30 protein-coding genes and 1 tRNA gene are annotated in these 26,454 nt (G+C 52.8%); 6 read left to right on the top strand and 25 right to left on the bottom strand.

The window, feature by feature from the left end:
- Positions 1-7: 7 nt before the first annotated feature.
- The 20 genes from BOW53_RS00915 to BOW53_RS00820 all read right to left on the bottom strand — a co-directional run bounded on the left by BOW53_RS00915 (position 8) and on the right by BOW53_RS00820 (position 18,192).
- On the bottom strand, positions 8-1,396 hold the full coding sequence (locus BOW53_RS00915; protein WP_078485654.1) for a motility associated factor glycosyltransferase family protein: 1,389 nt from the start codon (positions 1,394-1,396) through the stop codon (positions 8-10).
- A 36-nt stretch (positions 1,397-1,432) separates the two neighbouring features.
- Entirely contained in the window at positions 1,433-1,912 is a 480-nt protein-coding gene (locus tag BOW53_RS00910; protein WP_078485653.1) for a hypothetical protein, read from the bottom strand.
- 150 nt (positions 1,913-2,062) lie between these two features.
- Positions 2,063-2,374 carry a flagellar protein FliT gene (locus tag BOW53_RS00905; RefSeq protein WP_078485652.1) on the bottom strand — a complete coding sequence of 104 codons (312 nt, stop codon included), beginning with the start codon at positions 2,372-2,374 and terminating at the stop codon, positions 2,063-2,065.
- Positions 2,375-2,380: 6 nt separating this feature from the next.
- Positions 2,381-2,818, bottom strand: coding sequence for a flagellar export chaperone FliS (gene fliS / locus BOW53_RS00900; protein ID WP_245831914.1), 438 nt, complete (start codon positions 2,816-2,818; stop codon positions 2,381-2,383).
- A gap of 48 nt (positions 2,819-2,866) precedes the next feature.
- On the bottom strand, positions 2,867-4,210 hold the full coding sequence (fliD, locus tag BOW53_RS00895; protein WP_078485651.1) for a flagellar filament capping protein FliD: 1,344 nt from the start codon (positions 4,208-4,210) through the stop codon (positions 2,867-2,869).
- A 64-nt stretch (positions 4,211-4,274) separates the two neighbouring features.
- Positions 4,275-4,700, bottom strand: a complete 426-nt coding sequence (locus BOW53_RS00890; protein WP_078485650.1) for a flagellar protein FlaG — start codon at positions 4,698-4,700, stop codon at positions 4,275-4,277.
- 61 nt (positions 4,701-4,761) lie between these two features.
- Positions 4,762-5,532 (bottom strand): flagellin, encoded by a 771-nt coding sequence (locus BOW53_RS00885; RefSeq protein ID WP_078485649.1) that lies wholly within the window; start codon positions 5,530-5,532, stop codon positions 4,762-4,764.
- A 445-nt stretch (positions 5,533-5,977) separates the two neighbouring features.
- Positions 5,978-6,889: a flagellar hook-associated protein FlgL gene (gene flgL / locus BOW53_RS00880; protein ID WP_078485648.1), complete on the bottom strand. Its 912-nt coding sequence runs from the start codon at positions 6,887-6,889 to the stop codon at positions 5,978-5,980.
- Positions 6,889-8,886 (bottom strand): flagellar hook-associated protein FlgK, encoded by a 1,998-nt coding sequence (flgK, locus tag BOW53_RS00875; protein ID WP_078485647.1) that lies wholly within the window; start codon positions 8,884-8,886, stop codon positions 6,889-6,891. The genes flgL and flgK overlap by 1 nt, the downstream gene beginning before the upstream one ends.
- A gap of 55 nt (positions 8,887-8,941) precedes the next feature.
- Positions 8,942-9,901, bottom strand: coding sequence for a flagellar assembly peptidoglycan hydrolase FlgJ (flgJ, locus tag BOW53_RS00870; protein ID WP_078485646.1), 960 nt, complete (start codon positions 9,899-9,901; stop codon positions 8,942-8,944).
- On the bottom strand, positions 9,901-11,022 hold the full coding sequence (locus BOW53_RS00865; protein ID WP_078485645.1) for a flagellar basal body P-ring protein FlgI: 1,122 nt from the start codon (positions 11,020-11,022) through the stop codon (positions 9,901-9,903). The genes flgJ and BOW53_RS00865 overlap by 1 nt, the downstream gene beginning before the upstream one ends.
- A 59-nt stretch (positions 11,023-11,081) precedes the next feature.
- Positions 11,082-11,789 carry a flagellar basal body L-ring protein FlgH gene (gene flgH, locus BOW53_RS00860; RefSeq protein ID WP_078485644.1) on the bottom strand — a complete coding sequence of 236 codons (708 nt, stop codon included), beginning with the start codon at positions 11,787-11,789 and terminating at the stop codon, positions 11,082-11,084.
- An 18-nt stretch (positions 11,790-11,807) separates the two neighbouring features.
- Entirely contained in the window at positions 11,808-12,593 is a 786-nt protein-coding gene (gene flgG, locus BOW53_RS00855) for a flagellar basal-body rod protein FlgG (protein WP_078485643.1), read from the bottom strand.
- 52 nt (positions 12,594-12,645) lie between these two features.
- A complete protein-coding gene (flgF, locus tag BOW53_RS00850) occupies positions 12,646-13,386 on the bottom strand; it encodes a flagellar basal-body rod protein FlgF (protein ID WP_078485642.1) in 741 nt (246 codons plus the stop codon).
- Positions 13,387-13,447: 61 nt separating this feature from the next.
- Positions 13,448-14,680, bottom strand: coding sequence for a flagellar hook protein FlgE (gene flgE, locus BOW53_RS00845; protein ID WP_078485641.1), 1,233 nt, complete (start codon positions 14,678-14,680; stop codon positions 13,448-13,450).
- Between the two features lie 17 nt (positions 14,681-14,697).
- On the bottom strand, positions 14,698-15,378 hold the full coding sequence (locus BOW53_RS00840; RefSeq protein ID WP_078485640.1) for a flagellar hook assembly protein FlgD: 681 nt from the start codon (positions 15,376-15,378) through the stop codon (positions 14,698-14,700).
- A 12-nt stretch (positions 15,379-15,390) separates the two neighbouring features.
- Positions 15,391-15,804, bottom strand: a complete 414-nt coding sequence (gene flgC, locus BOW53_RS00835) for a flagellar basal body rod protein FlgC (protein WP_078485639.1) — start codon at positions 15,802-15,804, stop codon at positions 15,391-15,393.
- Positions 15,804-16,196, bottom strand: coding sequence for a flagellar basal body rod protein FlgB (gene flgB / locus BOW53_RS00830; RefSeq protein WP_078485638.1), 393 nt, complete (start codon positions 16,194-16,196; stop codon positions 15,804-15,806). The genes flgC and flgB overlap by 1 nt, the downstream gene beginning before the upstream one ends.
- A 177-nt stretch (positions 16,197-16,373) precedes the next feature.
- Complete coding sequence (locus BOW53_RS00825) at positions 16,374-17,222, bottom strand: CheR family methyltransferase (protein WP_245831912.1); 849 nt, start codon at positions 17,220-17,222, stop codon at positions 16,374-16,376.
- Positions 17,223-17,247: 25 nt separating this feature from the next.
- Positions 17,248-18,192 carry a chemotaxis protein CheV gene (locus BOW53_RS00820; RefSeq protein ID WP_078485637.1) on the bottom strand — a complete coding sequence of 315 codons (945 nt, stop codon included), beginning with the start codon at positions 18,190-18,192 and terminating at the stop codon, positions 17,248-17,250.
- A gap of 230 nt (positions 18,193-18,422) precedes the next feature.
- Between BOW53_RS00820 and flgA the strand changes: the two genes are divergently transcribed.
- The 4 genes from flgA to BOW53_RS00800 all read left to right on the top strand — a co-directional run bounded on the left by flgA (position 18,423) and on the right by BOW53_RS00800 (position 20,659).
- Positions 18,423-19,091 carry a flagellar basal body P-ring formation chaperone FlgA gene (flgA, locus tag BOW53_RS00815; RefSeq protein WP_172838716.1) on the top strand — a complete coding sequence of 223 codons (669 nt, stop codon included), beginning with the start codon at positions 18,423-18,425 and terminating at the stop codon, positions 19,089-19,091.
- 130 nt (positions 19,092-19,221) lie between these two features.
- On the top strand, positions 19,222-19,545 hold the full coding sequence (gene flgM / locus BOW53_RS00810; RefSeq protein WP_078485635.1) for a flagellar biosynthesis anti-sigma factor FlgM: 324 nt from the start codon (positions 19,222-19,224) through the stop codon (positions 19,543-19,545).
- Between the two features lie 6 nt (positions 19,546-19,551).
- Complete coding sequence (locus BOW53_RS00805) at positions 19,552-20,022, top strand: flagella synthesis protein FlgN (protein WP_078485634.1); 471 nt, start codon at positions 19,552-19,554, stop codon at positions 20,020-20,022.
- Positions 20,023-20,071: 49 nt separating this feature from the next.
- Entirely contained in the window at positions 20,072-20,659 is a 588-nt protein-coding gene (locus BOW53_RS00800; protein WP_172838715.1) for a flagellar brake protein, read from the top strand.
- A 161-nt stretch (positions 20,660-20,820) separates the two neighbouring features.
- Here the strand turns inward: BOW53_RS00800 and BOW53_RS00790 are convergent, their stop codons facing one another.
- Genes BOW53_RS00790 through arsS form a run of 3 tightly spaced genes read right to left on the bottom strand, consistent with a single transcriptional unit; the run spans position 20,821 to position 23,101 of the window.
- A complete protein-coding gene (locus tag BOW53_RS00790; protein WP_078485632.1) occupies positions 20,821-21,456 on the bottom strand; it encodes a TIGR04282 family arsenosugar biosynthesis glycosyltransferase in 636 nt (211 codons plus the stop codon).
- The gene (locus BOW53_RS00785; protein ID WP_078485631.1) at positions 21,429-22,139 is read right to left on the bottom strand and encodes a TIGR04283 family arsenosugar biosynthesis glycosyltransferase; all 711 of its coding nucleotides are present in this window, start codon (positions 22,137-22,139) and stop codon (positions 21,429-21,431) included. The genes BOW53_RS00790 and BOW53_RS00785 overlap by 28 nt, the downstream gene beginning before the upstream one ends.
- Positions 22,136-23,101 (bottom strand): arsenosugar biosynthesis radical SAM (seleno)protein ArsS, encoded by a 966-nt coding sequence (gene arsS, locus BOW53_RS00780; RefSeq protein ID WP_078485630.1) that lies wholly within the window; start codon positions 23,099-23,101, stop codon positions 22,136-22,138. The genes BOW53_RS00785 and arsS overlap by 4 nt, the downstream gene beginning before the upstream one ends.
- A gap of 164 nt (positions 23,102-23,265) precedes the next feature.
- Here arsS and BOW53_RS00775 point away from each other — a divergent pair.
- Positions 23,266-23,342: transfer RNA gene (locus BOW53_RS00775), tRNA-Arg, on the top strand.
- 222 nt (positions 23,343-23,564) lie between these two features.
- Here BOW53_RS00775 and BOW53_RS00770 read toward each other — a convergent pair.
- Positions 23,565-24,587 carry a glycosyltransferase family 8 protein gene (locus tag BOW53_RS00770; protein WP_078485629.1) on the bottom strand — a complete coding sequence of 341 codons (1,023 nt, stop codon included), beginning with the start codon at positions 24,585-24,587 and terminating at the stop codon, positions 23,565-23,567.
- 371 nt (positions 24,588-24,958) lie between these two features.
- Positions 24,959-25,255 carry an RNA recognition motif domain-containing protein gene (locus tag BOW53_RS00765; protein WP_078485628.1) on the bottom strand — a complete coding sequence of 99 codons (297 nt, stop codon included), beginning with the start codon at positions 25,253-25,255 and terminating at the stop codon, positions 24,959-24,961.
- A 290-nt stretch (positions 25,256-25,545) separates the two neighbouring features.
- Here BOW53_RS00765 and BOW53_RS00760 point away from each other — a divergent pair, with 290 nt between their 5' ends.
- Complete coding sequence (locus tag BOW53_RS00760) at positions 25,546-25,893, top strand: hypothetical protein (protein ID WP_078485627.1); 348 nt, start codon at positions 25,546-25,548, stop codon at positions 25,891-25,893.
- The last annotated feature ends 561 nt before the right edge of the window (positions 25,894-26,454 follow it).

Genomic DNA, 26,454 nt, shown 5'->3' with positions numbered 1-26,454 from the left:
CCCATAGTTAATGGTTTCCCCCTGAACTCTTGGCACTCTGATCCTCCTGAAGAAACGCCTTAAACTTCCTGCGCATTTCCTGTATACGACCAAGGTGGGGCTGCCCAATGTCGCCTGACTCCAACACCTGCTCCTGGATCATCAGGCTGCGTCCCGGCTGCTCGTCTTTATCCCATTGGTCCAGAATACTTCCAATATCCTGATATCCGTTCAACTCTTTCTGTCTGCAATGCACCCGTTCAAGTGTTCCAGTCAATAGATCACGAAAACGAGCCGATGCTGACAGATAAGAACGCAAATAATCACGCTGACAGTTCAGCTTAGCCCTCTCATCAGCCACCCCCTCCTGTATACGCTTCAGCGCTGCAAAGATCTCCTGCCATGAAATTCTGAGGGCAAGCCTGAAACTTTCACTACCTTGTGTTTCATTCAATAAAGTCACCATCTCTTGTCGAACATTTGCTGATAGCTTGCTCCCGCCAATTCCCAATTGCCGGATGAACTCCAACACCGATTGCACGCGGGCTTCCAATCGAGTTAGTTCTTGGAGCATTTTTTCCACGCTACCCTTGAGCCGCCGTTGAAAACCGATAGGATCCCTGCCTGCACAAGCCGATCGAATGGTTTCCACAACGTCTCTTTCCAAACCGGGAATCTCAATGTGCTCTATGGGGCAATACTCCACGTGCGCCAGTTTTACCGCCTCAGGCGAAGGATTGACCAAAGTGACTCCAGAGCACTTCAGGCTTTGCGCCTGCATCTCCAACTCATTGGCAGCCTGCACATAATCCGTTGTTGAATAGGCATATCCTCCCCGGTTGGTTTCAACCTTAATCAAATTTCTACTTATGATCGGATAATATGCTTCAGTTACTCCTTTCGCATGCCTCATTCCATCGACCCCATTGCAAAGATCGATTCCAAGCAGAACAACCCTGCTTGCCCCCATATAGGAAGCCAGGCTGATCGCCATGTTGGACACAGTTGATCCGAATTCATGTATGTTGACAGCATCCGGGAACACTTGCCCCATGATCGACGCTTTATCCAGCAGCACCTTCATACCAGGCCACTGGGTTACCAGCGAAGGATGCGCACAGAATGTATAAGCAAAGAGTGATTCCGGAAAATGAAAAATTCCTTTCCCCACGCCGACACTGTAATCATTGGGATCGGTATGGATCATTATATCCGGCGTGATACCCTGGTTCTTCAGATAGGCGCAGACTCTCGACACGGCAACTACTAGCAAATCCCTTTGATGCGCTTTGACCCAGGGTAAAAAGGTATCCAGCGAAGGACCTGCAGCCAATACAACAGCTGTAATATCCTTAACCCTCCCCTTCAGGCAATCACAATAGAGCAGGCTGTCCTGACTGTTCTCAAGCCCGTTCATCAAGTGAAGATCTTCTTTGATTTCAAAGGCGTGTTGTCAGGCAAATGCCTTGAGCCTCTCATTGGTGGCCGTCTGGATCAGGGCATACTCACTAAGGTAATCATGACGAGCCGCAAGAGAAGGAATAACTTGGAAGGTATCATCGGCCAGGTAGAAAACCAGGCCGTCAGCACTCATCTGCTCCAGAGTGGAGTCGATGGAATCAAGTGTACTGAAATGGAAGCGTGTATCAAGCACTCCCTCTTTCTCATTCAAACGCTCCAGCACGGCAGGGCTTTCCAGGAAATAATAATGCGTTCCCCTGGGTATACCCCTGGTTGCAATGAAGGCGGGAAGAAGCCCGGAGTCCGTGCCAATTATGAGATAGAAGCTGCTCTCGTTGAAAAGGGAGTCACCGAACGCTTCCCGGTAAACATCTGCACTCGACTGCGCTGAAAAATCTTCCCTGTTGGCCGAAAACAGAAACTGCTCACCAGATTGGTTGAATATAAAAGGTTCCTTCTCCAAGACATCCATTTTCCGGTTTCCTGGCCCATGACGGTAGTGTTGATGTTATCACCATGGGTCAATACGGCCTAATAACCGTGTCATCAAGCATACTATGATCAGACATGGATACTGGCGGATACCGAGGCCGCGAGGAAAAATAAGGGCTCTAACGAAAAGCTAGCGGAATTTCTTATAGACGTCGGTTGCTGCCCTGCTCTTACGCATATTCTGAAACTCTTTCTTGGCGGCATCCCTCGCCTTGCTGCTGAGCGAGACAATCTCGTTATTCAGGTTCAACATCTCCTCGAGCATCGATTCTTCAACGGCCCGGTCGAGTAAACCTTTTTCATGCTTCTCCCATGACTGGAGCAACTCAACGCGTTGTTTCTGCTTTTCCAGAATAGCATCCCATTGGTCCTGCCTGGCAAGCGCCAACAGGTCACGCGTCAATTCAAGTGATTGCTGCAGATATTGGCCGGTGGCAGCCATGGGATCTCACTTGGGAGAGGAAGTAACGGCTTCTTCAATGCTCGATGCCTGCTTGATCTCATCGGGAATGGTATCCCATCCCCTTTTGAGCTCCCTGATAAGGTCGGTAACCTCATCAAGCTTCGTGACATCATCACTGATATTGGCCTCCATCAGCCTGTGATTGCTGTAGCTGTAAAGCGATTCGAGGTTGGCGGCAATCTCACCGCCTTTCTCAAAGTCGAGACTGGAGCGCAAGGCATCGATAATCGAAACCGCCCAGGTGATATTGCGCTGGCGCAATTCAACATCATGCCGCTCGATCGCTCCTTTGGCGACGGCAATTTTATCCAGGACACCTTCCATCAGCATCCGCACCAGGCGATGGGGGGTCGCGAAGTGGGCTTCACTACCTGAAGCTTCTGAATACTTCGATGCACTAGAGCCTTTGTTGTTCATCATCATATCTTCTGGCACCACACAACGTCATTACTTTAGATAGTCCAGTTATTGCTACCTGTTGAGACTGGACAAGTTGTTCGACAGATAATCGCTGATCCCCTGGAAAGAGGCAACAAGCTGATCGAGCTCCGCGAATTGCCTCACCAGCCGCTCTTCGGTGGCATCAAGGATTGACTGCAGCCTGAGCTCGTCAATCTGCAGGAAACTCTTTCTGTCGTCCAGGCTGGTCTGCCTTGAACCGATCACGCCACTCTCATCCAGCATCGCACCGGCTATATCGTAGAGTCGGTTTGCGACGCCCGTGGTCTCATCAGTAAACAGGCTGACCACGTCATCGAACCGGTTCTCCAGAACCGAGTCGAATACTTCGCTGTCGATTGACATCACACCGTAGCGATCGCGGGACATACCGATCTCCGCCAGGCTGCCCAGGGTCCCGCCCGTTGATTCGTTAAGCACCCCCGAGAGGGCCATCTCGATAAAGTTGAGCGAGGTATCACCGCTCAGATCTGCTGCTCGCTCAGACTGGATCACGCTGTGCAGGCTGTTGTATTTGTCCACGAAATTCTGGATCGCGGACTTGATACTTGCAGTATCTTTTTCCACGGACAGGGTTGAAGAACCTGCAGATTTAACCGTGAAGGTGAGATTTTCCACAACCCCACTCACCGTGTTGGAGGCGCTTGTAAAGGCAAAACCATCAATGGTTCCCGCCGCATTCTGGGCTGCCGTGACCTCTTCGGCAGCTGCCGGATCACCGGCATCAACATAGAACAGCTTGGACAACCCGACATTGTCGGCATCACCGCTGCCGTCGCCGGAGCAGGTCACCGTGATCTCGCTATCTTCACCGGTTTCGTCTGATTGCAGTATCAGCCTCGTTCCACCGCTCTCGTTGATCAGTGAAGCGCTGATACCAGGATTGTTTGCATCGTCGTTGATCGCATCCCGCAGGCCGGCCAGGGTGTTGCTGCTGCTGTCCACCGTAATGGAGGTGGAACTGCCATTGACCTCCAGGGTAATGGTGCCCGTACCAACTTCTTCAGCACTGTCAGTGTATCGATAGGATGCCAGCTTATGCGCCTGTGCCAGGTCGGTGACAACCAGGTCATAACTAGATGTCGCGACTCCTGCGGTTGCCGTAGCCGTGGCCACACTTTCGTTACTGGACGTGGCCGTTTTGGGGAGAAACGCGGTCTGAAATCTCAGCGGGCTCAGGCTGAGCTGAAATGACGTTACCGCGCTGGAGAGTCGACCATAGGCACTGATCTGGGTCTCGACCTCCTGTTGCTGCTGCAATAGCCGGTCGAGGGGACGGCGCTCGATCGCCATCAACTGATCGATCACCGTTCCCAGGTCAAGACCCGATCCGATACCAGGCATACCGATTGGCATAACCTAACTCCTTGAAAACAATACTACCCACCACCCAACCGCCATTTTCATGGCCAAATAGGCTTTATCCCTTTTCGTCCAGCATAAAGCCAAGTTGTGGCTCATCCATCATCTCCTTGATGGTTCTTGCCAGAGCCAGTATTTCATCAGGAGGGTATTGGCGGATCAGTTCCTTTGTCTCCGCGTCATATACCCTCACTACCGGTTTTCCTGTGTCCTCATTGATACTGAATTGAAGCTTGCGCTTCGACACTTGCATCATCTGGTTCGCTTCATCCAACAGACCCTTGAGCTGATCCGCATCAACAAACTTATCAGCATTCTGTGTTTCCACATCCTGCTGAACTTCCGCCTGTTTTGAAGCGACACTCTCGATTGCCTGTTGGACTTGGGGCGGTCCAGATGATTTCTGGACGTTCTCAGGTCGAGACGAAGTCACAGGACGCTTAGCCGGCGGTAGGCTGTTAATGTTGACGATATCAACTGCCATAGCTATTTCCTCGTTTTCGTTTCCCGTTCACACCGGGCTTTTCAGCCCGGGGTCACCTGAGTTACCCAAGGAGTCCAAGTGCCAGCTGAGGCAGCGTGTTGGCCTGGGCAAGGGCAGCTACACCGGCCTGCTGCACCACCTGGGCACTGGTCAGACGCGCCGTCTCGCGAGCCATATCAGCATCCATTGCACGACCATATGCAGCCCATTGTGCCTCTTCGTTGTTCATGGCCGTGGTAATCGCCTTCTCGACCACGCTCTCGAAGGCACCGATGGTAGCCAGGGAGCTGTTGATGGTGTTCAAGGCGGAGGTTGCCTGGGCCACTGTGGTACTGGAACCCAGTGAGAGAGAGGGTGCTGCACCCAGAGCGATCGAGATAGTACCGCCCTCGCCGTCAGCTACAACGGTGAAGGTGCCGAATGCGTCTGCGCCGTTGTACTTGGCACGACCGATCATTGCACTCAGTTCGGTACCCAACTGGGTCATTTCAGTATTGAGGTAGCCTTTCTGGACCGAGGTGTAGGTGCCACTCTGTTTCTGTACCGCCAGCTCGCGGATACGCTGGATGATCTGGTTTGCGGTCTGAAGTGAGCCGTCAGCGATCTGCAGACGGGAGAAGGCGTCACCCAGGGTTTGCTGTGCAACGGCGTTTCCGCGTGCAAAACCTTCTGCCAATTGAGCGATACCGATACCCGCCGCGTCATCTTTTGCCATGTTGATACGCAGGCCGGATGATAGACGCTGTACCGCTGTCATCATGTCTGATTGGGAACGGCTGATATTACGACGCGCAGCCAGTGAATACAGGTTTGTGTTGACTGTGATAGCCATGATTTCAATCCTTAAATGCACTCGGCGCAGGTTTAGTCAGATCGCGACCTGGGAGTGTTTTACCTAGCGGATATACCGTCTCTGACTGGATGGTGTTTACCGCTTCCGTAATTTATAGCGGCCGCCGGAAAACTATCTTTAGAAAAAAACCTGTTTTTCTGCCCCCGAGTTTTCCACTTATTTTTCAAAAACATAAGTAGATTCACCGGATCAGCGCTGCCGGACTGAGACTCCAAGCTCATGGAATCTATTTCCTAGCACGACCGACCCCAACACCGGCATGAGGAGCAGTTGCAGGCCGATTTCCCACCGGGCAGGGCGAGAAACCGACCTGCATTCATGCTGTCAGTATCAATTCGGATTGCAAAAGAGCCGGGTATACTTCGATTCCCATCACTCAGGAACTATCTAAGCTCCTGAACACCATTGAATTTTTACCCAGTCATCAGAGCCGCAAAAAATTGAACAGCGACAGTCCCTGGAGGCTGATAAAGGTCTTCTGGGCGGCTTCCAGGGCGGTCTGCAACTGGCTGAAGCGGGTCAGGGCCTCTGCATAGTCGAGATCCTCTATTTTTGCGCGGTTCTCTTCCATTGTAAGGATGAAATCCTCATTGATAATCTCGTGCTGATCAACTGCATTCTGGCGTGCACCCACACCTGCTCGGATCTCCAGAACGTTCTCCATCACCAGTTGCAGGTCATCCAGCAGGGTACCGACCGCCACACCGCTCTCCAGGGAGGTCGCAATCTGATCCACGGTCTCGAAAGCGTTTCGGGTCCCACCTGCGCTGGTGGCTATATCCATGAATACCTCAAAACCGGAATCACTGTCGGCAATAGTCCTGTCATCGGATACACGGATCTGCCGCTGGCCCATATCGCCGTTGAAGACATAGTTGCCTCCTACCAATTCGAAGGGCCTGACACTTCCCTGGTAACCGGCGAAGATATAGTCACCGGAAGAGTCCTGGCTATTAGCCAGGCTAACCATGTCGTCGAGCAGGATCCTGACCTCTTTAGCCAGGTAGGCCTGCTGATCTGGCGTGTAGGTTTCACTGGAGCCCTGCAGTGCCAGTTCCCTGATGCGCCGCAGTCCCTTGCCCAGTCCGTCCAGGACATTATCCTCGATTGCAAGCCTGTTCTTGATGCTGAGGATATTTCTCTGGTACTGCTCGGTATTTTCAATTACCCGGTTGAAATCCAGTACCCGGGCGCTGCCCGAAGGATCATCAGAGGGCTTCAGAAAAGCCTTGCCCGAAGAGACCTGCATCTGTACTTCGCTCAGATCATGTTCGCGCTTCAGAATCCCTTCAAGGCCGCGCTGGTAAACCGTGTTCGTTGAAATTCTAAACATCATTACCTCCCTACTGAGTTCAGTAGAGACTCAAACAGGGTATTGGCCACCTGGATAATCTGGGCGGAAGCCTGGTAGGCCTGCTGGAACCTGGCCAAATTTGCCGCCTCTTCATCCAGGTTCACACCGGAGATCTCCTGCAGTCTCTCGGTATGGGAGGAAAGCAGCCCCTCCTGGGCCATGTAATTGAGCTCTGCCTGGTGCGTCTTGGCCCCTACATCGGATATCAGTTCCGAATAGACATCCTGGAAGGTCGCCGTACCGCCGTTCATCAACAATTCATTCTGCAATCCTGCCAGTGCAAGGGCGTTGGTATTGTCTGTCCTGCCTCCGGCATTGAATTCGACCACAAACTGGTCACCTGCCGTGGGTATACCCTTGATTTGAAAACTGAGCCCACCAATGGGATCGAAATGTCCCGGGACCGTTCCATCAGGAAAGGTTTTGCCGCCGGATTCAGTGGCGGGATCATACAAAACGTAGCTGGGAACGACTGCTGGAGTACTGGCAATGGTAAAACCCGGATTGCCCAAACCGTCTGCATCAGCAGAAAAGGTCAGGGTCATGGCGGTCGCGGACGAAAGCCCTGTGGCACTACTGGTTGCAATACCGGAAATGGAGGCATCTCCGATATTTACAGGATTACCATTGGCATCGGTCGCTGCACCCCCTCTCAATGCCCCGGCAGCAGCGATCCGGTTGACATCCGTAATCAACATGGAGACCTCACCTGCCGCATCCCTTGTGGGAGGAATCAGGAATGAGTCCCCAACTGCCGCACCTGGGGTGATAGTCATCTGGAAACCATCGATGACAGGGATACTCGCCGGGTTGATCAAGGTCGTGGTGCCATCCAAGAGACGAGTCAGGGTATACGTATTGGGCCCAAGCGGGTCATCACGAACCAGTTGATAGTCCGATGAGGTCAGATCTCCCAAATCACTGGGAGAAAACGTGACCGATACATCACCAGTGCCGGTGTTGTAAAAGTTAGGTGCCCCGGACACGGATATGGGCTGAAAGAAATTGCCTCCAAAGTGGTTTAGGAGATCGATTCCCTGCACGTGCTGGTCGTTTATCATTTCCACCATTCCGATGGCGACCTTGCCGAGCAGGCTCTGCCCCTCATCCAGGTACTCTTCACGGAACCGAACCAATCCACCGAGCTCTCCACCGCTGATTTGATTGGTGACGACAATTGATGAAGCACCGTCATCAATGCTCAGCTCAATATTCGGGCTGGTGGGATTCACCGGATTGGGCTCAACGGTAAGTTCCGCATTCTCAAAGCCGACAACAAGGGGCTGGCCCTGACCGATAATGACATTCATCGCCCCGTCATCCTGCATAAACGTCTGGACACTGATAAATTTGGACAGGTCATTCAGGAGCATTTCACGCTGATCAAGCAGATCGTTGGGTTCGCCACGTCCCTCGGCTTTCGCGATGACTATTGCCTTGTTCACCTCCGCCAGGTTGTCAGACAACGTGTTGATTTCGGTGACTGCATTTTTAATTTCCTGGTAGATATCCTGGCGCAGTTGATCATACTGTCGGTTGATGTAGGCGAAGCGATCGGCCAGGGACTCACCTTCCACCAACAATACCTGTCTCGCAGAGGTGGAGGCCGGATTGTCGGAAACATCCTGAAATGCATCGAAAAAACGCTGGATAGCGGGATCGAGCCCGACCATCGGGTCTGCCAGAAGGTTGTCCAGCCGGGCAGCGTGCTCGAGAATCGTCTCCATCTCGGAGGCAGCGGTCTGGGCACCACGCATCTGGGTAGCGATGAAGTCATCGTAGAAGCGCTGCACGGAAACGGCATCCACGCCGTTGCCCATCCAGCCTGCCGGAGTCAGATCCGGTGTACGGGTAGCGAGATTGACCCGCTGGCGGCTGTAACCCTCGGTGTTGGCATTGGCAACATTATGCCCCACCGTGGTCAATACCCGCTGGTAGGAGAGCAGTGCTGAGGTGCCTATTCCAAAAATTGTTGCCATATCTTTACCTCGATATCAGACGCGCAGGTGCCAGGCACCAGGGGCGTCTTATCATCTATAGCGGCTCCGGCCCTTCCGCCTTTAATCCGGCCATGGCTTCCTTCATCAGGGAGCCAGACATTATCCCTTTTATTTTGCTTGCATATTCAGGGTCTGTAGCGTAACCGGCCTGTTGCAGTTCAATGAAGTACGCCGTAGGATCATCAGCCTTGGCCAACGCACCCTGATAGCGGGGGCTGCTGCTTACAAATTCTGCGTAATCCAGAAAACTCTCACCCAGAGAGTCGTATGCCCTAAAGAAGGCCCGTTTTTTCACCGCGGCGCCGTTCTCGTACTCCAGGGTGTTCACGGCCACTTTATTGCCATCCCAACGCTGGTCAGCCTTGATTCCGAACAGGTTATTGGCAGACTGGCCATCTCCAAAGCGCATGATATGTCTACCCCAACCCGTTTCCAGGGCAGCCTGGGCCAAGAGGGCTTGGGGTTGTAGCCCCAAAAGTGCCGCCGCCTTGCGTGCCCAGGGCATGAGCTCCTTGACGAAGTCGACAGGCTGCCAATTGCGGGTATCAGGAGCCTGATCACCCACTCCCTGCTGCTGCAGTTCGGCGTTCAGCTCGACGTGTCGACCAGAATTGGAATTATCCGTCTGCACAGATATCTCATGACCCCAACGCGGATAGTCATCGATCTCTTTACCCTGCTCGGAAGGACCTGTCTGCCCTTCGCTCAACTGGCGCTTGATAATCTCTGCCATACCCAGGCCGCCACTCTCGGCAAGATGAATAGCCAACTGCTGGTCGTACATATCCCGGTAGAAGAGGCTCTGATCACTGTCCAACAAGCCTTCCCCCATACTGGCCTGGCGCATCGCTTTTAGCATCTGCTGCATCAGCATGGCCTCGAACTGCTGCGCAACCGTATCCAGTGAACCCTGTTCATCATTGACCGCCTGGGCCTTGAGTGCTTCAAGGCCTCCGAAGTCTGTATAGATGGATGCACTGGCCAGGTTGTTCATCAGATCACCACCAGTTCCGCCTTGAGCGCACCGGCCTGCTTCAGGGCCTCAAGAATGGCTACCAGGTCAGAAGGCGCTGCACCCACCTGGTTGACGGCCCTGACAACCTCGTCCAAGGAGGCGCCGGGCTTGAACAGGAACATCGCACTGCCGCCCTCTTCCACGCCAACATCGGTCCTGGATATCACTTCAGTTTGGCCGGCTGAGAGCGGGGCTGGTTGCGACACTTCCAGCTCTTCACTGATCGTGACAGTGAGGCTGCCATGGGAGACCGCCGCGGGCGATACCCTCACCTCGTTGCTGATCACCACCGTGCCGGTTCTCGAGTTGACGATGATCCTTGCAGGCGCTGAGCCGGGTTGAACCTCGAGGTTCTCGATCAGGGAGACAAAGCTCACCCGCTGTGAAGGGTTCAACGGGCTGCTTACCTGAATGGAGGTCGCATCGAGTGCCTGGGCAGCACCGGGACCAATGGTTTCATTGATGGACTTCACCACCCGTTGTGCCGTGGTGAAATCGGCATCATGCAGATTCAGGGTCAATGAAGTACCCTGGCCGAATGCTGTCGGTACGCTGCGCTCAACTGAAGCACCGTTGGGTATACGCCCCACGGTGGGAATATTGACGGTGATACTGGAGCCATCCGCTCCTGCGGCACTCAGACCACCGACCACCAGGTTACCCTGGGCCACGGCATACACCTTGCCATCTGCACCTTTCATTGGTGACATCAGCAGGGTACCGCCGCGCAGGCTCTTGGCATCGCCGATGGAGGAGGCGGTCACATCGATCTTCTGACCCGGTTTGGCGAATGAGGGCAGATCGGCATGCAGGGTCACCGCCGCAACGTTCTTTGGTTTTATCGTGGTTCCCGGGGGAACCACGATGCCCAACTGGTTGAGCATGCTGCGCAGGCTCTGGATGGTGAAAGGAGAATTGGTGTTTCCGTCGCCGGTTCCGTCGAGGCCGACAACTAGGCCGTAACCAATCAGCTGGTTGCTGCGCACCCCGGCGATGGAAGCGATATCCTTTATGCGTTCAGCCCTTGCGGGCATGACCACGCTCATCAGTCCCAGCAGAACTGCGAGTGCCATGAGATACCAGCCAAACCGTTCACTCATTTTTGAGTAGGCTGACTGCTGGATCGTTTGTTTAGGTGTATAGCGTTTCATGATGTCACCTAAAATGGGAAGAGAGCGCTGATGAAGAAGCGTGACAGCCAACCCATTGTGTTGGATTCGGCCACTGCACCATCGCCAACATAGATAAGGGTCGGATCGGCAAGCTTGGTCGAAAGCACCGTGTTGGTGGAATCGATATCTGCAGGCCTGACGATACCGGAGACCTTGATGTATTCGTTGCCCTGGTTGATACCGATACGTTTCTCACCTCGCACCAACAAATAACCGTTGGGCATCACCTCCACCACGCTAACCGTGATATCACCGGTCAGGTTGTTGCTCTGGGCACTGTCGCCTGACCCGGCAAAGGATGAACTCGAAGAGAGATTCATGCCGAGATTGTTGTCGCTGTTGCTGGCGAGCGGAATGATACTGGGCGTGTCGAACTGGGGGGTTGAGCCGAGAATAGTCGGGTTGGTGATGGTCGTGCTGTTGCTCTTGTCCACGCTGGTTGCAGCCGTTTTCGAGGCATCCGTCTTCTCAACTAGCTTGATGGTCAGCATGTCGCCAACACGCCGGGCACGCATATCCTCGAACCAGCTATGTTCATAACCTGCCTGGTAGATTGCACCATTGCTCTGCACCGGTGTCGGTATGGCTACCGGGCGGATGGGCGCATAGGCTGGATCCCGCTTTGGTGCAGTATTGCAGCCCGCGAGGGAGAGTGCTGCAAGTGCCAAGATCGAAATTACGCTAAGCCTCTTCATCACATCACCTGTTCACCATCAGAGCTGGTTATTGAGATAAGCCAGCATCTCGTCAGTGGTGGAGATCGCCTTGGAGTTCATCTCGTAGGCCCGTTGGGTCTCGATCATGTTCACCATCTCCTCGACGACATTCACATTGGAACTCTCCAACGAGCCCTGGATCAGGGTACCCATACCTTCAGTGCCGGGAGTCCCCGTGGTAGGTGCACCGCTTGAACCCGTCTCGCGAAAGAGGTTTTGGCCTATTGCCGCCAACCCGATGGGATTGACGAAATCGGCCAGCTCAATACTTCCAATCTGGGTGGGGGCGGTATTGCCGGCAACCAGTGCACTGACCACGCCGTCAGAGCCTATGGTCAGTGATACCGTGTTGTCGGGAACGGTTATGGCAGGCTCAAGGGCATAGCCATTGTTGTTGACGACCTGCGCATCCGAATTGAGGCTGAAAGTACCGTCTCGTGTATAGACTATGGTGCCGTCCGGATGCAAGATCTGCAGGAATCCCCGCCCTTCGAGGGCGACATCGAGTGAGTTGCCGGTCTGGGTAATATTTCCCTGTGTAAAGAGTTTCTGGGTAGCGACGGTACGCACACCGGTACCCAAAACCAGGCCGGAGGGAAGCTCGGTGGTTTCCGATGTCTGGGAACCCACCTGGCGAATATTCTGGTAGATAAGGGCTTCAAACGAGGCGCGATCACGCTTGAAGCCGGTCGTACTCACATTGGCCAGGTTATTGGCTATGGTCGCCATCCGCGTCTGTTGACTGTCGAGACCTGTTTTTGCGATCCAGAGAGCCGGGTACATGATCTATTCCTCAAAAATTCGTGTTAACCAATAAAATGCAAAATGCTTGCCATCAGGTCATCTTCATGATGCTGGTAGAGGCCCGGCCCATCTCCTCGGCCGCCTTCATCATCTTGACCTGGAACTCGTAGCGACGAGACAACTCGATCATATCCACCATGACGTCAACCACGTTGACGTTACTGCTTTCAATGGTTCCCGTGGCCAGTTGCACAGCGGCATCTGCAGGCAAAGCCTCACCATTCTCCTGGCTAAGGAGCCCATCCCTTCCCTTGCGCAGCAACGTAAGATCCGGGTTGACCATCTTGATCCGATCGATAACAGCTAATTCATTGGCCGCCTGGCCAAGGGGACGAATGGAGATCGTGCCGTCAGGAGCAACTTCGATTTTCTCTGCCGGGGGTATTGCGATCGGACCGCCGTTACCCATCAACGGCAATCCATTGCCGGTCGTAAGCATGCCGTTGACGTCCACCATAAGGTCGCCCCGACGGGTATAGGCCTCACTGCCATCAGCGGCCTGGACGGTAAAAAAACCCTCACCATTGATCGCCACATCCAGGCTGCGACCGGTATGTGCAAGGGAGCCGTGCTTGAAGTCGATGCCGGGACGTTCACTGAGGGCGAATACCCGGGTCGGATGACCGTCACCAAAAACCGGCATGCTTCGAAACTGCTGGAGATCAGCAAGAAACCCCGGTGTATTGGCATTGGCCAGGTTGTTATTGTTGGCCGCCTGCGCCAGAAAAGTCTCCCGGGCCCCGCTCATTGCGACGTAAAGCATGCGATCCATGATTTTCTCCTCTATCCCCTCATCCTAGCCCTCTCCCCTGCCGGGGAGAGGAGGCTTCTCACTACCTGATGTTGATTACTGCCTGGGTGACCTGGTCAGAGGTCTGGATCACCTTGGTATTGGCCTGGAAGTTACGCTGGGCCACGATCAGCTTCACCAGCTGGGTCGCAATATCCACGTTGGAAAGCTCCAGGGCGCCTGACTGGATAGTCCCGAAACTTGCCGTGCCAGCTTCACCCAACTGGGCGTCACCGGACTCGAACGTTTCTGCCCAGTTGTTATCGCCTTCCTTACCCAGACCGATCGGATTGTTGAATCTTGCCATCACAACCTTCCCAAGGTCTGTTGAACGACCGTTGGTGAAACGGGCAAATACGACACCGGTATCACTGACGTCGATACCGTTGAGACGACCGGACGCATAACCGTCCTGCCCCAGGTCATTCACGCCAAACTCACCTGCAAACTGGGTGGCAGTCGCAAAATCAATCGCCAGATCCACCGGGCTTGCACCATTAGCGAAGGTATAGTTGGTGAAGTTCAATGTTGGTGGCGACGGTGTGTCAGGAGCACCGGCTGCCGTAAAGGTCAGCGTCTGCTGCGCGGGCAATGCTGAGGTGGCGTCGGGCACATAGGTCACCACATCCCAGCTATTCGCCGCTGTCTTGCGGAAATACATGGTCGCCGTGTGAGAATCACCCAGTGTGTCGTAGATGGTAATCGAGGTTGCACTGGTGTAGGTGGAGGCATCGGTGGGATCGATCACACCCGTCCCAAGGTCTGTTGCGGAGGCGTTGAGGTTAACACCTGCAGTAATCGCTGTTGAGGCATTGGGCGCACTGGGCTGAGTCTGCAACTGCAGATCAATCAGGGTACCGGTATCGAAAGTGGTGATGCCACCCGAGGTCACTGCCTGGTAGACCTGGAGCCGCTGACCCGCATGGTTTACCACGTAGCCGTCCCTATCCACGGTAAAAGCTCCCGCCCGGGTGTAATGACGGGTACCATCATCGTCAGCGACCACGAAAAAACCCTCGCCGTTAATTGCCAGGTCCGTGTTATTGGTACTGAACTCGATAGTCCCCTGGGTAAACTGCTGGGCGACCCGGGCTACACGCACACCACGCCCTGATGCCTGGGCACCCAGATCCTGAAGGGATGTGGCATAGATATCCGAAAACTCCGCCCGTGACTCTTTGAAACCGGTAGTCCCCGCATTGGCGATATTGTTACCGGTAACATCGAGATCAGTGGAGGCGGCTTCAAGCCCACTAAGTGCAATGCGAAATGTCATGGTTGCTTCTCCTGCCGTTAGTTGATCTGCTTAACTTGATTGAACGCAACGGGGCCAAGCCCCTCCAGATTCAGTGTCAGGCCCTGCCCTGAACTGCCAAGGACGACGCTCTCAACGGGTGCGAACAGGTAAGACTGGAGGGCCTCTGTTTTGCCGTTGTAGCTGGCGTCGACCTGAATGTAGTAATTCCCGGACGGTGCATAGTCACCAGCACTGGTGATGCCATCCCAGGAGAAATGAACCGGCCCGGCCTGCTGCTGACCGAGGGAGACCTCGCGCACCACCTGGCCCACGGCATCCGTGACCCTGAGGGTTACCTTGGCATTCTGATCCAGTTCCACCTGCCCCCAGATCGCCCCACCGGGGGCGAGATAACCCTGGTATGCAGGCACCAACACGTCATGACCGATGAGCTCACCGGCCTGCAATGCCTGGTCTGAAGTCATGGAAGCCGAGAAACTGTCGAAAGATTCATTCAGCTTGTCCAGGCCGGTGACCGAGGCGAATTGCGCCATCTGGCTTACGAACTGGGTATTGTCCATGGGTTCGAAGGGATCCTGGTTGCTCAACTGTGTCACCATCAGCTTGAGGAAGGCGTCGATCCCCAGCTCCGAGGCATCATTGACCCGCTTGTCAGACTGAATGGGACTGAGGCCAAGTTGTGCCAGTAAATCATTGTCGGTGTTGACTGTGGTCATAACCTGTTACTCCTATTTACCCATCTGCAAGGTGGCTCTCATCAACTGCTTGGCCGTATTCACCACCTCGACATTGCTCTGGTAGGAACGCGAGGCAGAGATCATGTTGGCCATCTCTTCAACCACGTTGACGTTGGGGCGGTAGATGTAGCCCTCTTCATTGGCCAGGGGATGATCAGGGGCGTACTCGGTAACCAGAGGAGCCTGGCTCTCGACCACCCCCTTCATACGAACGCCTACTGCGGGATTGTCGGGGTTCATATCATCCAGCAGCGCGGCAAATACCGGCTGGCGTGCACGGTAGGTCTGCTCGATGCTGCTGCTGATGCTGTCCACGTTGGCCAGGTTGCTGGAGATCAGGTTGAGTCTCAGAGACTGCGCACTCATGCCCGATGCAGCGGTATCAAAAATCTTGAACATCGACATTATGATTGCCCCTTGATTGCAAGCCTGAGCTTGGAAACTGCACCATTCAAAAATCTGAGACTGGCTTGGTACTCAAGTGCGTTTTCAGCATATGCCGCATGCTCTATCTGGCTGTCCACGGTGTTCCCGTCCAGGCTCGGCTGACTTGGAATTCTGTAACTCATCTGGCTGGGGGGGATGGTTCCAGGCTCCATCTGCATGTGGTTTTGATGGGTGGTGTACATCCGTACGGGCTGCCCCATCTCCCGGTTCAGCAGGGCGCGGAAATCAAAATCCCGCGCCTTGTAGCCTGGGGTATCGGCATTGGCAATGTTCCCGGCAATTACTTCAGCACGACGCGCCTTCAGCTGCAGGGCCTGTGCATGAATTCCGAAAGCACCATCAAGTTTCATTTCATCTGCTCCAGTGAGTTGCTCTCAATCCACATAAAGCAATGTTCATACCATATTTATAAGTATTTGTTCTTTCTTGATATTTTTAAGATATGGTCGCGCCTTGAGGCGAAAAGCGGCAAGCAAAAACCGGGAGGGCGGCAATGGCCATCCGGGCAAGGTCACGAAAAAGTGGATTCAGCGAAGTCGGTAGGCGATTCCGCCCTGCTCCTTCACCATTTCAAACTGGTCGGAGTATGCGGAAAGTGATTCGGTGGAGCCGAGGAACAGATAGCCCCCCGGGTTGAGGCTGCTGGTGAAGCGCTCGAGAATGGCCTTTTTCTGTTCAGGTGAAAAATAGATCAGTACATTGCGGCAGAATATGATGTCGAACCGACCCAGCGTCCCGTAGCCCCTAGTCAGATTGAGTTCCCGGAAAGCGACGTGACACTTGAGTTCATCCCGCACTCCAAGGCACTGCCCTTTGTCTTCAAAAAAACTATTACGCTGTTGGTCGTCGAGTCCCCTGGCTGCAGAGAATCCGCAGTACACCCCTTTCCTGGCCGTCTCGAGCATGGTTCGAGATATATCCGTCGCCATGATATCCACCCCTCCAGTAAAGGAGGTGGGGTTGATCTGTTTGAATTCCTCTACGGTCATACTGATCGAGTATGGCTCCTGACCAGAGGAGCAGGCGGCGGACCAGATACGCAAGCGATGCCCCGGAGTTGCAGCAATTTCAGGAAGGATCTTATGTTCAAGCATCTGAAAATGCGGCTTGTCACGAAACCAGAAGGTTTCGTTGGTGGTCATGGCATCTATCACAGCAGCTTTTAGGTTGGCCGATGCCCCCGACTCGAGCTGCTGAAGCAGTTCTCCCATGCCCACAAGCCCCCGCTCCTGCATCAATCCTGAGAGTCTGCTCGCCACCAGGTACTCTTTATCACTGCCCAGCACAATACCGCAGGCTTGCTCAAGAAACTGCTGAAATGCCTGGTAATCCCTAGGGGCGAAATGCTGGCCTTCTGCGGCCCTGCCTTCCATCATTCCGTTGCCTTGTTTACCGCTGTAATCACGACTCAGAATCCTGTGCCAATACCTGCTGCCCGATACGCTCAGTTATGGTCTTTGCCAGCTCATTAGGGTCATACTTCGGGAGAAACCGGTCCGCTCCAACCGTTTGAACCATTGCCTGATTGAACATACCGCTCAGGGAAGAGTGGAGAACAATATAGAGAGAAGCCAGTGCCGGGTCATTCCTGATCTCTGTGGTCAGTGTATAGCCATCCATGCGGGGCATTTCGATATCCGAGATCGCCATGGACAGTTTCTGCCCCGGATCTATACCTTCGTCAACCCAACTCTTGAGTTGCTCCAACGCCTGTTTGCCGTCATCACAAAGTATTGAGTCCACTCCCAACTGATCGAGCACCCGTTTAACCTGGTTACGGGCAACAGTGGAATCATCCACCACCATCACCAGCTTTGGCTGACCTGTTGAAAGGCCGGTCTCATCGATCGCTTCGGTGATCTCCTCTGATACACCGATGATCTCCTGGAGAATCCGCTCCACATCGATAATCTCGACCAGTTCTTCCTTGATGTGGGCAACGGCAGTGACGTAGCTCTCTCCCTGTCGCGTCGGCGCAGCTTCCACCTCTTCCCAGCTCAGGTTTGCAATATGCTCCACTGCCGGAACCATGAAGCCCAGGGTCTGGCGATTGTATTCGGTAACGATCACGAATCGGCCTGATGCATCTTCCAGGGGCTCATGACCAATCGCCATCCTCAAATCGATAATGGTGACCGCATTACCACGTATGGTGGCCAGCCCTTTGACTGCAGGGTGAGCGCCAGGCACGCGAGAGAGTGATTCGGGGGTGCGGATTACCTCGTGCACTTTAAATACGTTAATGCCATAACGCTCCTGCCCTCCCAGGCTGAATAGCAGAAGCTCCAGGCGGTTCTGCCCGGCAAGTTTCGTGCGCTGATCGACGTTATCTAGAATTCCCGCCATAAAGTGCCTATTTCCCTGCAACCAATCCAACCACTGTGTAATCCACTATAGCTTATGTAATTTCATAGAGTTAGGTGAATATGTGAGTCCATCATCCCTGGTTTAAATGGAATAGGCACATTGATTGCATATTTCCTGTCATGACCACACAACGTCAAATGACCGTCACATCAGTCAGTCACGGGCCTCGAAGGTTCGCATGGCTAGGCATGCTCTTCTCTTTTGTAGTCTTGAGTTTATCTACACAGGGGGAGATACGTGCAGCTGACCTTCAATCCCATGACAGCATACGGGAATCGGTCAGAGCACACGCTGAGACCAGCGCCCCCGAATCTGATGCACGTATCGAAATCAAGGTCGGCATGCTCGACAAGCGTCTCAGGCTTCACCGTTGTGAGCAGGCGCTTGAAACCTTCGCTCCCCCGGGAAGGCAGAGCAGCAACCGGCAAACCGTGGGAGTGCGCTGCACCGGCAGCAAACCCTGGACCATTTATGTACCAGTCACAGTATCCCAGTACGTGCCAATCCTGGTAACCACACACCAACTGCAGCGAGGCAGCACCGTGGGACAAGCGGATATCCAATTGAAAGATAAGGATATTTCCCGTCTGCATCGCGGCTATTTCAAAACCCCTGCAGAGGTGGTGGGTAAAATCGTAAAGCGCACCACCCAGGCAAACCAGGTACTGCTACCCAGCCAATTGGTCGCTGCCAACGCCATCAAGAAAGGCTCTCTGGTCACAATTCTTGCAAAAACGGGGGGAATACAAGTACGAATGAAAGGAAAGGCCCTCTCCAGCGGTGCGGTTGGAGAGCGTGTGCAGGTGAAAAATTTGAGCTCTGAGCGCAAAATCGAAGGTATTGTGGTCGGATCAGACCTTGTTGAGGTATCTCTTTGAGTCAAAAAGCAATTGTGACACAGGTCCTGATTTCCCCGATTCAGGTGTAAAATAGTCTGACCAAATTAAAGTTTTCACAATTAACAGCCGCTAATGAAGTCAGGAACCTATCGAAAGGTGAGTCTTAGCAATGGATATTAAAAGTCTATCAGACAGCCCCATTCAGGACACAAGAAAGCAGAACCAAACCGGTTCCGTGAGCAGCACCTCCTCTCAAAGCCAATCCGAATCGAGCGTTTCGGGTGGTGACGACAAGGTTACCCTGACCGGCTCCGCCTCAAAGCTCCAGGAACTTGAAGCCCGGTTGGCGAGCCTTCCGATTGTAGATGCCCAGCTTGTCTCCAGTGTCCAGCGTTCATTGGCAACCGGCAGCTTCCACTTTGAGCCCCAGACAGCGGCTGACAATCTTGTCGAACAGGAAAAAAACTTCGCCCTGATCAGCGAACAAAAATAGCTGCCCATGACACTACCTGAAGACCAACAGCAAATTCTCGCAAATATCCTTTCAGCAGAAGTGGCAACAGCCAAGCAACTGAAACAGCTGCTGGAACGGGAATATAAATCCCTTTCCAGCGGGAAACCTGATCAGATACTGGCAGTAGCCCGGGATAAAGAGACCGTGCTGCACCAAATGCAGCAACACGATATAGAGCGTGAACGGTTTCTAGGCTCCAGGCAGGAGCAAAGCAGCACGATACTCGATAATCTCCCACCTGGCAGTACAGCCGGGAAACTCTGGCTGGAGCTTCAAGAACTTGCCGTAGCCTTGCATCAGCAAAACGCCATAAACGGTGGCATGGTTAACGTGGGACAGAGACATACTCGCCAGGCCTTGGATATACTGAGCGGCAAACAGCATGATGGTGATACCTACGGTCCGGGGGGCGAAGAGCGAAGAGACGCCTCCACCGACCCCCTGGCCAAGGTATAGCAATTGCGCTACAAAGCACCCTGAAAACCTGATCCGCAGCAGTCAAAACATGTTCAAGGCACTACATCGCTTAAAAAATAAAAAGACCAAACAGACCCAGGATGCCGACGGTCACTTTATTACCAACGCCGGGCGGATTGCTTCAATCCTGGGCCAGGCCAGTAAATCACACACGTTATTCAACGCCAGCTTCAAATCCCACAGCCACCCCTTCAACACCGCCATCCTCAAGGTCAAGGAAGAGGAGGGAAATCGCTACATCATCCTGGATGAAATCACGCCAAAGCAGAGCCACGAACTCCTGCTGGATGAGAAGAGCGTTCGGCTCTTTGGCTACCTCCACGGCGTGGAGTTAAGCTTCGAAACGGAGCTCATAGATCACGGTATCCACGAGGGGATCCTATTCTATAAAATGTCGCTCCCGGAAAAACTGTTCTACCTGCAGCGACGCGAACACCACAGGGTTCCCACAACCGGGGTACAGATCCCTTTTGAAGGACGTCGTGCAGGCAGCATTGAACAGATTCTCAGTGGTTACTTGAGTGATCTCTCCGAAAGCGGAGCCGGAATCGTACTGGATGAGGCGGTATACCTGCGACAGGGCGACACACTCCCCTCCTGCACTATTACCTTATGAAGAGGGCGATGCAGTCTTCTCACTGGAAATCCGTTTTACCAGCAAACCCCAGTACCGGAGAAAATGCCGGCTCGGCGGGTGCTTCAAGAACCTGGACAGGGAATCCAAGAGAAAGATCAACAAACTGATCAACCAGCTTGAACGGGCACAATTGAAACGCCTCAGGGGCGGTTAGACTCTATAGCCACCTCGTTACGGTAACGCACCAGGTCTTCCGGCCGGTCAACATCCCAGAGTGTATCCAGCTCCTGCCAGGACCAGCCGAGATCAGACAGTCGGCTGCGCGTTGTCTCCAGCACCTCGCTCTCCCCCCACGAAATATCCTGAAACAGATGCTCATCGAAACGACTCAGGCCAAGCAGGACGTAACCGCCATCCTCTGCGGGACCCAGCACAGCATCCGCCCCTCCCTCCAGCCATAGCAGGGCCTGTTCCAAATGCCCTGGGGTGAGCAGAGGACAATCACCGCCGATCAGTACAACCGAAGTCGATTTCTCCAACGCTGTGGCGGCTGCCGTGGCCATCCGTTCCCCAAGATCCCGCCCCTTCTGCACCTCCAGGGTAATACCGTGTTCGCGCCGAAAGGAATTGAAAAGAGGATGATCGGTATTGGGGGCACACCAGCATGCTATAGGGGCAATTTCACATGCCGAAAATTTACTGACTGTCTCATGCAACAGACCCGCATAGAAATCAGCCGCCCCTTCATGACCAAGGGCAGGCGCCAGCCGTGTTTTAGCCAACCCGGCGATGGGTGCCTTGGCAAAAATCAGGAGTCTTGAATCGGGGAACTGCATTGATGGTATTGACGGGCCAGTTTGTCGGGATCGGCCCCCAGTGCAAAAGCGAGGCGCAGCCACCACATGCGGAATATGGTGACAACAACGCCCTGTTTCTCCCAGCGCCTGCTGGATGTTCCGATACGTTGCCTCAGGCAATGGGGCCTGGACAGGCGCTTGAGCCGGCGACTCAAGGCTATATCCTCCATCAGGGCGATATCGGGGAAACCACCTACAGTGAAAAATGCATGCCGCCTCACAAAGATCCCCTGATCCCCTGTCGCAATACCCGTGAGGCGGGAACGCCAGTTCATCATAAACTCGACAACACGCAGCAGTGGGTGATGGCCGGACAACGAGACATCGAATCGACCCCAGCAACACTCCACTGAAGTCAATCCCTTCACGATAAGCTCCACAGCATCACAACTGACAGTACTGTCTGCATGCAGAAACCACAGAATATCTCCTGATGCGATGTGCGCACCCGCATTCATCTGTCTGGCCCTGCCCCTGGGTGCATCGATGAGATGATCTACATGGGGCGCAGCCAACGCGACCGTGGAGTCGGTACTACCGCCATCCACCAGGATCAGTTCATGACCCGCCTTGCGCAGCGGTTGCAGGCTATCAAGCAGTCGCTCTATAACACCCCCTTCATCGACACAGGGTATCACCACCGAAAGGCGATCAGCGCTCATTCCCCCAGCGCTCCTCCGCAACTGCTTCCCTGCCCCGCCGTACAGCCATAGCAGTGCTCTCCGGTCCTGATGGGCAGCCGCTGCAGGTCAATGTCCATCAAGTCGGAAATATGGGGGCGCTCGTTTGAGTCTGTCTCCAGGTGCATCCCCAACATCTGGTTGAAATCGCAGTCATAGACATAGCCCCGCCAGTCCACACTGATGAGACTGCGACACATCACGGTAGCCAGGTTACAACTGCTGTATGACGCCTTCAGCAGCTGCATGTAGGGCTTGAACTCGCCCTTGGACAGCAGCATGCTGCCGAACCGGCTGATGGGCATATTGGTGATTGTAAAGAGCTGATTGAAGCGAACGCCATAACTCTCCCAGAGCTGTTTCTTGTAGTCCGCCTCCAGGGCGGTTTGGGCAGGTGGCAGGGTCGCCCCTTGCGGGTTGAATACGAGGTTGAGTAACAGGCCGCTTCCATCCTGCCCATAACCCAGGGCATTCAATCGCTTGAGGCCGGCAATACTCGTCTCGAATACCCCCTTGCCCCGCTGGTTATCAACGTTATCTTTGAGATAACAGGGCAACGAGGCCACCACCTCCACCCGCTGTTCAGCAAGGAACGCCGCCAGGTCCTCCTGCGCCTCCTCCTCGAGGACCGTCAGGTTGCACCTGTCTATGACGCGAACCCCACGTTGACGCGCCTCGCTTACCAGGTAGCGAAATTCGGGATTTAACTCAGGCGCCCCCCCGGTGAGATCAATAGCAGAGATCTCGTGTGTATCGATATACGCCAACAGCTGATCAATGGTCTCTTTCTGCATCAGCTCCGTACGTTTTGGCCCTGCATTGACATGGCAGTGCTGACATGTCTGGTTGCAGAGATAACCCAAGTTGACCTGGAGGGTTTCCAGTTGGGCACGGGATATATCGGGGAATGTTGTTGGAAATAAAAGGTGTGCGGTATCTAACATGGATTCAAACAGCAGTAATCATGGGCCTATGGTATTCAGCAACAGCCTTCACGGCAAGGTTGGCAGAACACCGGGAACAGATGCTAAAATGGTTTTTTGCCTGAAGTTCCTGAGATTGCATCATTTGCAACTAAAATCAGGACTAACAAGGCACCTCTCTCATCGCCCCTGTAGCTCAGCAGGATAGAGCATCCGCCTCCTAAGCGGAAGGTCACACGTTCGAATCGTGTCAGGGGCGCCATTTAACATCTTAAGAAAATCAATATCTTACCCACCAGCAGACCGGGTATAACCTGATTTTCTTTCATCGAAATCCGCGAAAAATCCTTGTTTGTCGCAATCTGGTCACAGTGAGGGACAGATATGGCATCAATTAGGAAGCGGGAGCCCCTCAACAAGGGCGGGGTATGGTGAATGATTTGAAACAGTGAGTGGACTAGCCAACCCAACTGGCTACAGACTGTCAATGCTCCTGAGACTGGGGGATTTTAAAATAAAACAGAAGATAATTAACCTTTCTGATCAGAAAGTACTGAACGGTCTTGATCCCTTTTTTTGCTTTGTGCAATAACCCATTCTCATGGGGGAAGTCGATCAAAGGTTGCCTGAGATTCCGTCTGTATGTATGGCTATGGGGATGAACACAGCTTCTCATCCATGGCTTGTTCTTTCCAGTAAAGTGGATGATTCCAGGTGCTTTCAATGCACTGATAATCTCTCCCTTTGCATACATCCTGTATAGATATACGTCCTTCTTTTCAAAAGCTCTTGATATGACGTTCCATTTAAGTGGGATGATCATAGAATCATCTCCTACGACTGCATTCAACGCATCTTGATCCAAGGTTGGCAGCCTGCCGTTATTATCTTCCAGAAAAGAGAGTATCTTTCTTGTATATCCCCGGGCTCTGAATTTCTTCAAATTCATCAATAGGACACCAGAGTTAAAATAAATCTTGTTATAGGGCCGAGCTATGATTAAATTATTTTTTGCTCCCCAGGGGTCTTCTACGGCCCCCAAGGCATGATCTCCCAGGTTGATACCCCACAAATCAGCAATATCCCTCATAAAAAGCAGGTCGCAATCTATATAGATAACCTTGTCAACATTACCAAGAAGTTCCGGGATCAATACCCGGTAAAGACATGCCTTTGTCAGATAAGAGGGCAAGATAATGCCTTGAAACCTGTTGGGGTCAGAGCGAACGATATGCACTTCCAGTTCGTGTAAAGCTGCATAGTCGGCAATGCTTTTAATAGACTCTGCACTCAATCCACCATCCAGGATATAGAAGCATAGATCGTTTGCATACTTCGTATGCCTGACAATGCTCTGTATCGCGATCAGCAAATAGTGAACATATTGATCATCCGATGAGAGGACAATATTGATTTCACTATCAGATGGTGCATTCGACGCCAAGTCTTGCATAACCGAAAGTACCCTCCCTGCTTCCCCATACTTTATGATGCTCAAGAGTTTCATCGACCACAGTCATACCTACTGGGATTTCCATGAGACTCTGTTTTTTAGCCCCAATCTCAAGTTTCGTTTTCAGTTGGCTCTTTGTGCCTGGAGACAGATATTAAGTGTACGGAACATATATGGGTGTTGATGTGACACATAGCACACCCAAAACAGATTAATTATATTCCTATTTTTATACGTAGTAAAGCCATTTCGCTCTTGTTGGGTCTGACTAGGGAAATTCAGCCGTGAACTTTATTGAAACCCGCCACCCCATTTGCCTGTGGCGCAGTCAGTGGTTCCACGGTGAGTTGGTAACGGCGCCGATCAGTCTCCCTGCGCTCTAATGTCTTCAAAGCACCGGGATAGGTGTCAAGGGATCTACGCTCCTATTTCGAGGTACGGCGACGGTATTCATGAACAGAAACCGGTTTACCGCAAAGCTTCTTTCCGGTCAGCCGTTCAGTGACATATTCAGCAGGCTTACTGGTCTCGATAATAGCAAATCCATGCAACTCCTCGAGCCCTGTGTGATCATCGGTGATTCTCACCAGACGACAACGAATATTCGAAGCCGCATTGAATAGTGGAATTTTCCTCATTCCACCGTTCATTCCATCACGAATGAACTTCTCCAGATCCTTGCGAGTGGTATTCTCCGGCACTCTGCTGATAAAGATTTTCATGGTGTAACTCCCTTACTGATATAGCATTTCCATCAATTTCCCTGGGGCTATTGCCCTGCCCTCCTTCCTGGCGATCTTATTCACCTACCGGGCCGAATAACTCCACAACTATATATAATCACAATTTACTTTCTCCTCATGGGAATATTTTTTCTACCTCTGATTGGAGCAATGTGACGTACCTCCCTTAGTCGCACCTGGAACAGATGTTACTGGTTGCGAATATCCGATAAGCGGATTATGGTTACAGTCGTGAAATTAAATCCCCCGTACCAGGCGATATCCAACCGATGGACATGGAACCCCAAGAGTTCATTAAAGAATTGAGCCGTCTCTACCTCAAGAGAGATGTAAGCGGCACAATCAATACCATCAACGAGTACAAGAACAAACCTGGTTTTCAGCGCATCTACAGAAAACTTCTAAACGCCAGGAGGATAAAACCATCCGTCACCAGCCTGCACGGCGTTACAAAGGCACTGCTAACTGAAATTTCACTGGCGAATACCATAAACAGGGGCAAGCATTCCGATGAGAATTTTTTCGAAATCGGTGATCGGCTGAAACAGCGTTACAATTTCCCTCTTGCGGAATCTACCTGGAGACACATTTTCCGGGCGATTTTATCGTCAATGTAAGGAAAAACAGTGAATCCGGAGAGGAAGTACGGCTCACAGAGAATCTCGTTACACATTACAAGGAGGATCTGATCAGGGTCAAAAAGGGACTGACCGCAATTATTAAAACCCTGCAACCCTTCAGCAACTTCCCCATCAAACACTGTATTGCACTGAACAGTGAACTGAGCGATCTGTTTCTCGAGCTCAGATCAAATTACAAGTATCTAACGATCAAGCCCTATATTCTGCGCATCCTGGAGATCGGCAACGAACAAAAGATTCCAGCCCGCAACTTGGAACAAGACGGTGCTAGCCATGACTACTCCGTTACCCTGTTCCAAGAGTACATCAACACGGGTCAAGAGCCGGATTTCATCACACAGATTGAATTGCATATCGCCATCAAGCAACTATTCATGTTCATAAAAAAGAATGAACTGATACAGGATGAGGATCTGCGTGATTACTGGCTACCAATACTTAAGGGAATCTCTAAAAACCCACCTTAATCTGCGATAATAACACACACACAACTTTTCAATCACAGTACACAGACTATGCAACCGAACTTTTTTGCCC

This window comes from Solemya velesiana gill symbiont (assembly GCF_002020805.1).
GTDB lineage: Bacteria > Pseudomonadota > Gammaproteobacteria > Chromatiales > Chromatiaceae > Sedimenticola_A.
This window is presented reverse-complemented; position numbering and strand designations above follow the sequence as displayed.